Annotated in this window: 6 protein-coding genes; all 6 read right to left on the bottom strand. The window is 72.6% G+C overall.

All coding sequences use genetic code 11. The features are described 5' to 3' along the window. Positions 1-487: 487 nt before the first annotated feature. Entirely contained in the window at positions 488-1,240 is a 753-nt protein-coding gene (locus HOP40_RS20890) for a hypothetical protein (protein ID WP_172161127.1), read from the bottom strand. A 4-nt stretch (positions 1,241-1,244) separates the two neighbouring features. Then, positions 1,245-1,769 (bottom strand): phage tail protein, encoded by a 525-nt coding sequence (locus HOP40_RS20885; protein WP_172161125.1) that lies wholly within the window; start codon positions 1,767-1,769, stop codon positions 1,245-1,247. A gap of 1 nt (position 1,770) precedes the next feature. Next, complete coding sequence (locus HOP40_RS20880; protein WP_205346852.1) at positions 1,771-3,408, bottom strand: phage tail sheath family protein; 1,638 nt, start codon at positions 3,406-3,408, stop codon at positions 1,771-1,773. A gap of 88 nt (positions 3,409-3,496) precedes the next feature. Continuing rightward, positions 3,497-5,575, bottom strand: coding sequence for a glycosyltransferase family 4 protein (locus HOP40_RS20875; protein ID WP_172161121.1), 2,079 nt, complete (start codon positions 5,573-5,575; stop codon positions 3,497-3,499). Positions 5,576-5,714: 139 nt separating this feature from the next. Next, positions 5,715-6,326, bottom strand: coding sequence for a hypothetical protein (locus HOP40_RS20870; protein WP_172161119.1), 612 nt, complete (start codon positions 6,324-6,326; stop codon positions 5,715-5,717). Between the two features lie 11 nt (positions 6,327-6,337). Further along, on the bottom strand, positions 6,338-6,997 hold the full coding sequence (locus HOP40_RS20865) for a class I SAM-dependent methyltransferase (protein ID WP_172161117.1): 660 nt from the start codon (positions 6,995-6,997) through the stop codon (positions 6,338-6,340). Positions 6,998-7,275: the final 278 nt, after the last annotated feature.

Here is a 7,275-nt window from a genome sequence, read left to right as displayed (position 1 = left end):
GCCACCTGACGTGCGGGCGCAGGCGCCGGACGGGCAGCGGAGGCCTCCGACCGATACTGGCGGCCCGCCGGCACCCGCACCGGGACCGCGACGACGGCCGGCACCGGCGGGGCTGCCTGCCGCTCGATGGGCACCGACGGCTCGGATGCCGCAACCGGACGGGGCTCGGACGGTGGCCGGTCCGGGCGGGTCGTCCCACCCCGGGGCTCGGGTCCGGGTCGCTCAACCCCCGATGTCGGCGCCCACGGAAGGGGCGGCTGCGGCATCGTCGGCCCCGGCCGGGGCGGCGCCTGCCACGTCGGAACGGACGGTGCGACCCCGTCTCCACGCCCGGGCACGGCCTGCACCGTCGGCGCGGCGGCGCCCGGGTGCTCAGCAGGTTCGTCGCTACTGGGCGGCCTGCGGTGCAGCCAGGCGTCCGACGAAGGCCGAGCGCGACCCCCCTCGGGGGCGACCGCACGCGCTGCGAGGCGGGCCAGGAAGCCGATCATGACAGGTCCAGGTACGTGCGCCGCCGCAGCGGCGACATCGCCACGATCTCGCGCTCGGCCCAGCCGTAGCGGGCGGCGAGTGCGTCGACCTCCAGCAGCAGGCCCACCGCGGCCGCGGCCAGCTCCACCCACAGGAACTCGGCGACGTCGAGCCCCGCCGACCAGCATGCACCGCACGCCGGGCAGGTGGTGCGCAGCCGCAGGTCCGCGGCCGGGTCGGCCTGCTCCATGCGCGCGGACACCGCCGCCAGGACGTCCGGAGGAGGCTCCTGGGCGCTCGGCACGTCGTTCCTGGTCACCACGCCCAGGCAACGTTGGACGAGCAGCGCGGCGGCCTCCTCGGCATCGGCGCACCGGGCCGCGGCCGCGAGGTCGAGCGTGTCCGCGAGCCGGAACGCGACCCGCCAGCCGTCCACCTCGACCGGGTCCGGCGGCTCCCCCACCGGGTCCGGCGCAGGGAGGGCGGCGAGCAGCGCGGCCCCATCCGCCTCGACCTCGGCGGCCTCGCCGCACGCCGGACAGTCGGCGACGGCGGTGAGAGGCGCCCCGAACGTCCCCACCCGCAGCGCCAGCAGCAGCGTGTCGCGGCACCCGACCGGCAGCCGTTCGGCCGCCACCGGCAGGTCGGGGAGCGCGACCGACAGCACGGCCGCCCCGCGCAGCGCAGGGTCGATCGCCCCCGCACGTTCCCACGCGCGCAGGAGCGCATCGCCGTCGAGCCCGGCCAGCGGCCGGGCGGTCTCCCCCATCCGGTCAGCCGTTCGGCACCGTGAACGACGGCGACTGCGGTTGCGCGACCCCTACGTCGCGCAGCCAGCCCTCGTTCTCCAGCTTGAGGTGCTGGATGGCGACGGCGTTGGCGTTGGCGTCGAGGTCCGAGAGCGCCTGGTACTCCGCGACCCAGCAGTTGTAGACGTTGTAGGCGACGGCGAGCTGACCCGCCTCGTTGTAGAGCTCGATGATGATGTCGCGCTTGTAGTCGGCGAGCGACACCTCCAGGCCGAACCCGCCGCCGTAGTTCCAGACCCGGTTGGCCCACTGGTCGAACTCCGGGTCGTGGGTGACCCCGCGCTCCAGCGTGATCGGTTCGAACTCGGTGCGTCCTGCCGACTTGTGGCTCGTGCTCGCGTCGCCGCCGCTACGGTGCTTCACCACCTCGGTGGTGCGTTTCAGCGCGCTCACCTTGCTCACCCCGGCGACGTACCGGTTGTCCCATTTGACCCGGAACTTGAAGTTCTTGTACGGGTCGTAACGGCCGCTCGCGGCATCGAACTCCACGTCATGCCTCCGGTGGGCGGGTCAGCTGCTGGATCTTGATCACGACGAACTCCGCGGGGATCAACGGCTGGAAACCCACGACGATGTTGACCACCCCGATGCTGACGTCGTCCGCGGTGGTCGTATCGGCGTCGCACTTGACCAGGTAGGCCTCCCGCGCGCTGATGCCCGCGAAGGCGCCGAGCCGGAAGAGGCGCTGCATGAAGCTCCCGACGTTGAGCCGGATCTGGGCCCACAGCGCGTGGTCGTTGGGCTGGAACACCACCCATTGCAGGCCCTGGCGCAGGCTCTCCTCGATGAACAGGGCGGTGCGCCGCACCGGCACGTACTTCCACTGGTCGGCGAGCAGGTCGGCGCCGACCCGCGTCCGCGCGCCCCAGACGACGTCGTTGAAGATTGGGAAAGTCCGCAGCACGTTGACGCCCACCGGGTTGAACTGCTCGCTGACCGACTCGTTCATGGTCAGCACGGTGTTTGCGCCGAGGAGCGTCGCCTCGGTGCCCGCCGGCGCCCGCCACACGCCGTGCCGGCCGTCGAAGCGCGCCCAGATCCCCGCCACCGTGCCGCTCGGGCCAACCCGGCGCTCGCCGCCCAGCGGGTCGGGGATCGTGAGCCGTGGGAAGTAGGCGGCCGTGTTGGGGTGCGGGTCGAGGTTCTCCGCGTAGTCGTTCATGAGGCCGCTCAGCGCGCTGGTGGTGGTCGCGTCGTCGTGCGTCCGCGGCGGGTCGATGAGCAGCATCGCGCGGCGGTCCTGGCAGAAGTCCTGGGCCGCGGCGAGAACCGTGGTGCGGCCGGCATCGGTCAACACCGCCATCGCGGGGACGCAGAGGATGTTGAAGATCTCCGGCGCGATGCTGTCCAGCGCCCACATGCCCGTGCCGAGAGCCGGGTTGCCGACGAGCCGCGTCGCCAGCGCGGCGTCCTCCACGCTGGACGGGACGTCGCCATCTCTGCCGTTGGTGAGCTCGCGGAAGTCGTGCGCGTCCCGGGAGCGCGCCACGTCACTCCCTGTGCCGACGGTCGGGCCGGGTCGGCCGCCGATCCCCTCGTCGATCCGGATCAGCGACGAGCCCCGCTCGATGACGGTGCGGACGTAGCGGCTGTGGTCCTGGTCGACGGTGAGCCCGCGGAACACCTCCAGCACCGCGACCCGTTCCCTGCCCCCGACCGTCACCTTCCGGCCGACCACCAGGTCGAACGCGGGCGGGTTCGAGGCGGCCGGGTGCTGCACCCCGACCATCAGACCGTTCGCCCATTCGCCCTCGTTGCGGGCGTGAGCGGTGAGCCCGGGCGCGCCGCCCGAGGCGCCGCCCCCCGAGGCGCCGGAGGTGCCGCCTGAAGCACCACCGGACGCGCCACCGCCCGAAGCACCCCCGCCCGACGTCGAGCCCGATGTGCCGCCGGTGCCCTCCAGCGGCAGGTCCACTGACGCGGACTGCGCGCCGTCGGGCAGCACCCGGACCACGAACGCCGTGCTGCCGCCGTTGAGGAAGAACTGGTTGATCGCGTAGCTGGCCTCGCTGAACCGGAACGTCCCGCCGAACTCCCGCTCGAAGTCCCCCGGTCCAGCGATCCGGATCGCGCGGTTCGCGTCACCGCGCGCGAAGACGTCGACGAACGCAGCGGTCGACGTGCTCACCCCGACGACCGGACGAACGCCGCTGGGCAGCTCTTCCACGTACACGCCAGGGGCGCGGTAGTTACCCGGCATCGTTCTCCTCGCTAGCTCAGGCCGTCGCGATCGAGTCCCACAGTTCGGTGTGCGCGGTGGCGGGCTCCCCCGTCAGCCGCTCGACCCGCCGGGCGGGCCAGCGGTGGCGCAACGCGGCCACCACCTCGTCGTCGGCGCCGGCCAGCAGGTCGACCGCACACTCCCAGGCCGTCGGCTGCGGCGGGAGCCGGTGGGCGGTGACCAGCACGGCTGTTCCGCGCAGCCGGGCGCCGCGGACGAACCGGTCGAGCGCGGCGTCGTCGAAGCCGTCGGCGTCGTACTGGACGTCGACGAGCCGGAAACCGCTGGCGTCGCCGAGCCCGGAGCGGATCGCCGCACGCGGCACCGCCCGCCGCAGCGCCAGCGCGTAGGCACGGGCCCGCCCGTCGGACTCGGGATGGACGATCGCCTCGGCGAGGCTCAGGCCGTCGGTGCCACCCAGGTGCTCGGCGAGCACGCGCACCATCGCGGGGCCCATCGACCAGACGTCGCGCTCGCGACGCACCCACTCCGACGCACGCTGTCCCATCGCGGCGGCCTCGTCGCGATGGTCGGCGACCCAGCGCAGCGCCGCCGCCACGGAGGGCACGTCCGGCACGGCGCGAAGCCCGCTGCGGTACTGCCCGTCGTCGTAGGGCACCCAGTCGGCCGCGGGCACCCGCAGCACGGCGTCACCCGCGAGCGTGCACGTGTCGGCCTGGCCCTGAGCGTCGAGCGCGACGACCGGCAGCCCGCACGCCATCCCCTCCAGCAGCGGCAGGCCGAACCCCTCACCGCCGAGCGCCAGCAGCACGTCGGCCTGCCGGTAGCGGTGCGCGATACCGGGCGACGCCTCGTTGTCGTCGACCACGGTGATCCGCTCGTCGTCGGGCAGCTGGGCCCGGTTGCCGCCGCCGAACCGAGTTTTGATCATCAAGCGGGCGTCCGGGTCACCGTCGAACGCGAGCTGCCACGCGTCGACCGACTCGCGGAGGTTCTTGCGCGCTGCCCACGCCGCCACGATCAGGGTCGTCAACCCGCGCCCGCGGCGCGGCCCGGAGAAGGGGTAGCGCTGCGGGTCCACCCCCTGGGGCACGACGGCGATCGGGACGCGGACGCCGCTGTCGCGGAACGTGTCGGCCACCCAGCCCGACGGGCAGATCACGGCGGTCGCGGTGTTGAGTCGCTCGACGAACGCCGCGGGCACCACCGTGCTCTCCCACATCGCGTTGACGAACGTGACGGGCGCGCGACCCCAGCCCTCGAGCGCGTGGCCGATCCAGCTCAGCACGAGCACGGGGTCGGCCGGGTCGGGCCGGGAGCGTTCCAGCAGGGCGAGCAAGTCGGGACGCAGCCCCTCGCGGTGCAGCCGCCACGGCACGAGGTTGACCGCGATGCCCGCCTCGGCGAGCGCGAGCGCGAGGTACTCCCCCATGCTCCCGAGCCCGTCGAACACCATCAGCGGCACGGCGAGGGTCAGCCCTGCCCGGCGACGACGCGCCTGCGGACGGGCGGTGCCGGGGCCGGAGCCGGCACGCAGCGCCGCGTAGAACGGGCCGTCGTCACCGATGCGCTCCACGGCGTTGTGGAGCGGGCGTGCGGACCGCCCGGCCGGGCTGCGCCGCGTCTCCATGCACAGGTACCAGCCCGGATCCTCGACCACGACCAGATGCTCGAGCGACGCATCGCGGCGCACCATCGCCGAGGCGGGCACCGTCCCCTCTCCCTGCACGGCGTCGCCGTGGCGGAGCCGGTAGGTGAGCACCGATCGAGCCGCGACGGCGCCGGCGTCCCCGAGGTCGCGGACCTGGGCGGAGATCCGGTCGGGTCCGATCCAGTCGGTCGGACTCCACCACGCCAGCAGCTCACCGCGGGCTTCCGCACGCCCGCGGGCCCACACCGTCCCGGCGTCGTCCAGCTCAGCGGGGTCGACGACCACCACCCGGACGTTCCCGCCGCGCGGCTCGACACCATCCGCGGATCCGGGCGTGACAAGCACGATCAGCTCGCTGGTCGGGTGGTCCTGCCGCAGGAAGTAGTAGATGGCCTGAGCGACGAGACGTCGGTCACCGTGGCCGGGGAGCAGGCAGGTGACGAGCGGCCGCTCATCGCTCACGTGGAGTCATCATGAACTCGGTGCGCCACGATCCCCCCTCTCGACCCCCGGCTGGAGTGTGTGTCCTACGTCACCATTGTCGACCGGTCGGCGAGGAGGGTCAATCGGCCAACCAGCGGGGGCGGCGCGGCACCGGCGATCAGGACGCCAGCCAGGTCGGCGAGTAGTCGATGGCGGTATGCCCCACCCCACCCCAGGTACTGGGCACGGGGACGTGCTGGACGAGCGAAGGTCGGTGGTAGTGGATCGGTCCCGCGGTCGCGGCGAGGCGGGAGATCTTGATGTCCTGGCCGCCGATGACGTCGTACCACCCGTCGATCACGCGGGCGACGGTGGCCCGGGAGAGCAGGAACGCCTGGCTGCCGTAGACGAGGTCCGGATCGGCGACGGCGTAGGACAGCTCGAGGTGCTCCTCGACCGCGCCGATGTCCGGGTTGTAGAGCGACGCCATGAAGTGGGTATCCGGACTCGCCGTGCGCAGCGGCCACCACGACTCGAGGTTGTGCCGCAGGTAGCGGTTGAACTCGAGGTCGTCCTCGAGGAACAGCACGTAGGGTGCACCGTCGGACAGCGCCCGTCGGAGCAGGCGCTCGGCGGTCTCGACCTGGCGGTCCTGCGGGCGCGGAAGCGCAGACCCGTCCAGCACGACGACGGCGTCGGCGGCCCAGTCCGTCGCGGCGAGTCGGGCGAGCGTCCCGGCTCGCACGTCGGCGCGTTCCGAGCAGCTGATCATGTACGCGACGACGTCCATGCTCGCACCGGTCATTCCGGAGCCGTGGGATACGCCCGGTCGGCAACCGGCGGACAGGCCAGGATGTGCGCGACGGTCCCCAGCTCGACGAGGTACAGGCCGTCCCGGACCGGAAAGGCCGCAGCGGGCCTGGTCTCCGCGACGAACTCGTGAATCGCCGGGCCGATGATCCCGCTGTCGTGGAACGCGATCACGCCGGCAGTACCCATCACCTCCCGGCAGAACCGGGCGTCACGCAGGGCGGCACTGTGGGTGTGTTCACCGTCGATGAACGCCAGGTCGGGCCGCCCGACCTCCCACGGGCCGATGTCCTCTGAACTCCGCTCGATCGTCTGCAGCTTGCCGAGTTCCGCACCGGGCACGGCGCCGAGCAACCCCAGCATCCGCTCGGTGCTGTTGCCGTCGTAGTGGAACACGGGTCCGCGGTCGTCGGGCTGGCTCGGCGGCCGCGGGTCGACCGACACAATCGCCGAGCACCGTGGATCGGCGACGAACACCTGCAGCGTTCCGCCGAGGTGCGAGCCGATCTCCAGGTAGGAGAACTGGCCGAGTTCCCGGGCCACGGTGTCGTGCAGGGCGAGGAAGGAGACCCGGTCACCCTCGGACGTCTGGCTCTCGACGTGGTCATAGAGGCTCGTATCGCCGGCCGCTATGCGCTCGGTGAGATTCACCGGGTACGACCGGTACTCTCGATGGATACGAGAGGCACGCCCAGCATCCGCTGAGTCTATGCCGCGATGCCCCCACGGACGGACCTCCATTCGGCCGATGGCGTGCCGGGAGCGGGGACGGAATCATCGTTCGTCCGCCGGTGATGTCTCGGGCGTCGATCGCCCCACGTCGCGGTGGACGAGGGGTGGGGGATGGTCGGATCGTACGACAGCTACGTCACGGCGATGCGGGACCCGTGGAAGGGCTGGTGGCTCGTCTGGCCGCTGTCTCGAGAGGT

The organism is Pseudonocardia broussonetiae (genome assembly GCF_013155125.1).
GTDB classification, from domain to species: Bacteria; Actinomycetota; Actinomycetes; order Mycobacteriales; family Pseudonocardiaceae; genus Pseudonocardia; species Pseudonocardia broussonetiae.
This window is presented reverse-complemented; position numbering and strand designations above follow the sequence as displayed.

What these genes read in the sequence shown, in the direction of transcription:
- HOP40_RS20890 (WP_172161127.1), bottom strand. Translation starts at nt 1,240, where the DNA reads ATGGGGGAGACCGCCCGGCCGCTGGCCGGGCTCGACGGCGATGCGCTC.
- HOP40_RS20870 (WP_172161119.1), bottom strand. Translation starts at nt 6,326, where the DNA reads ATGGACGTCGTCGCGTACATGATCAGCTGCTCGGAACGCGCCGACGTG.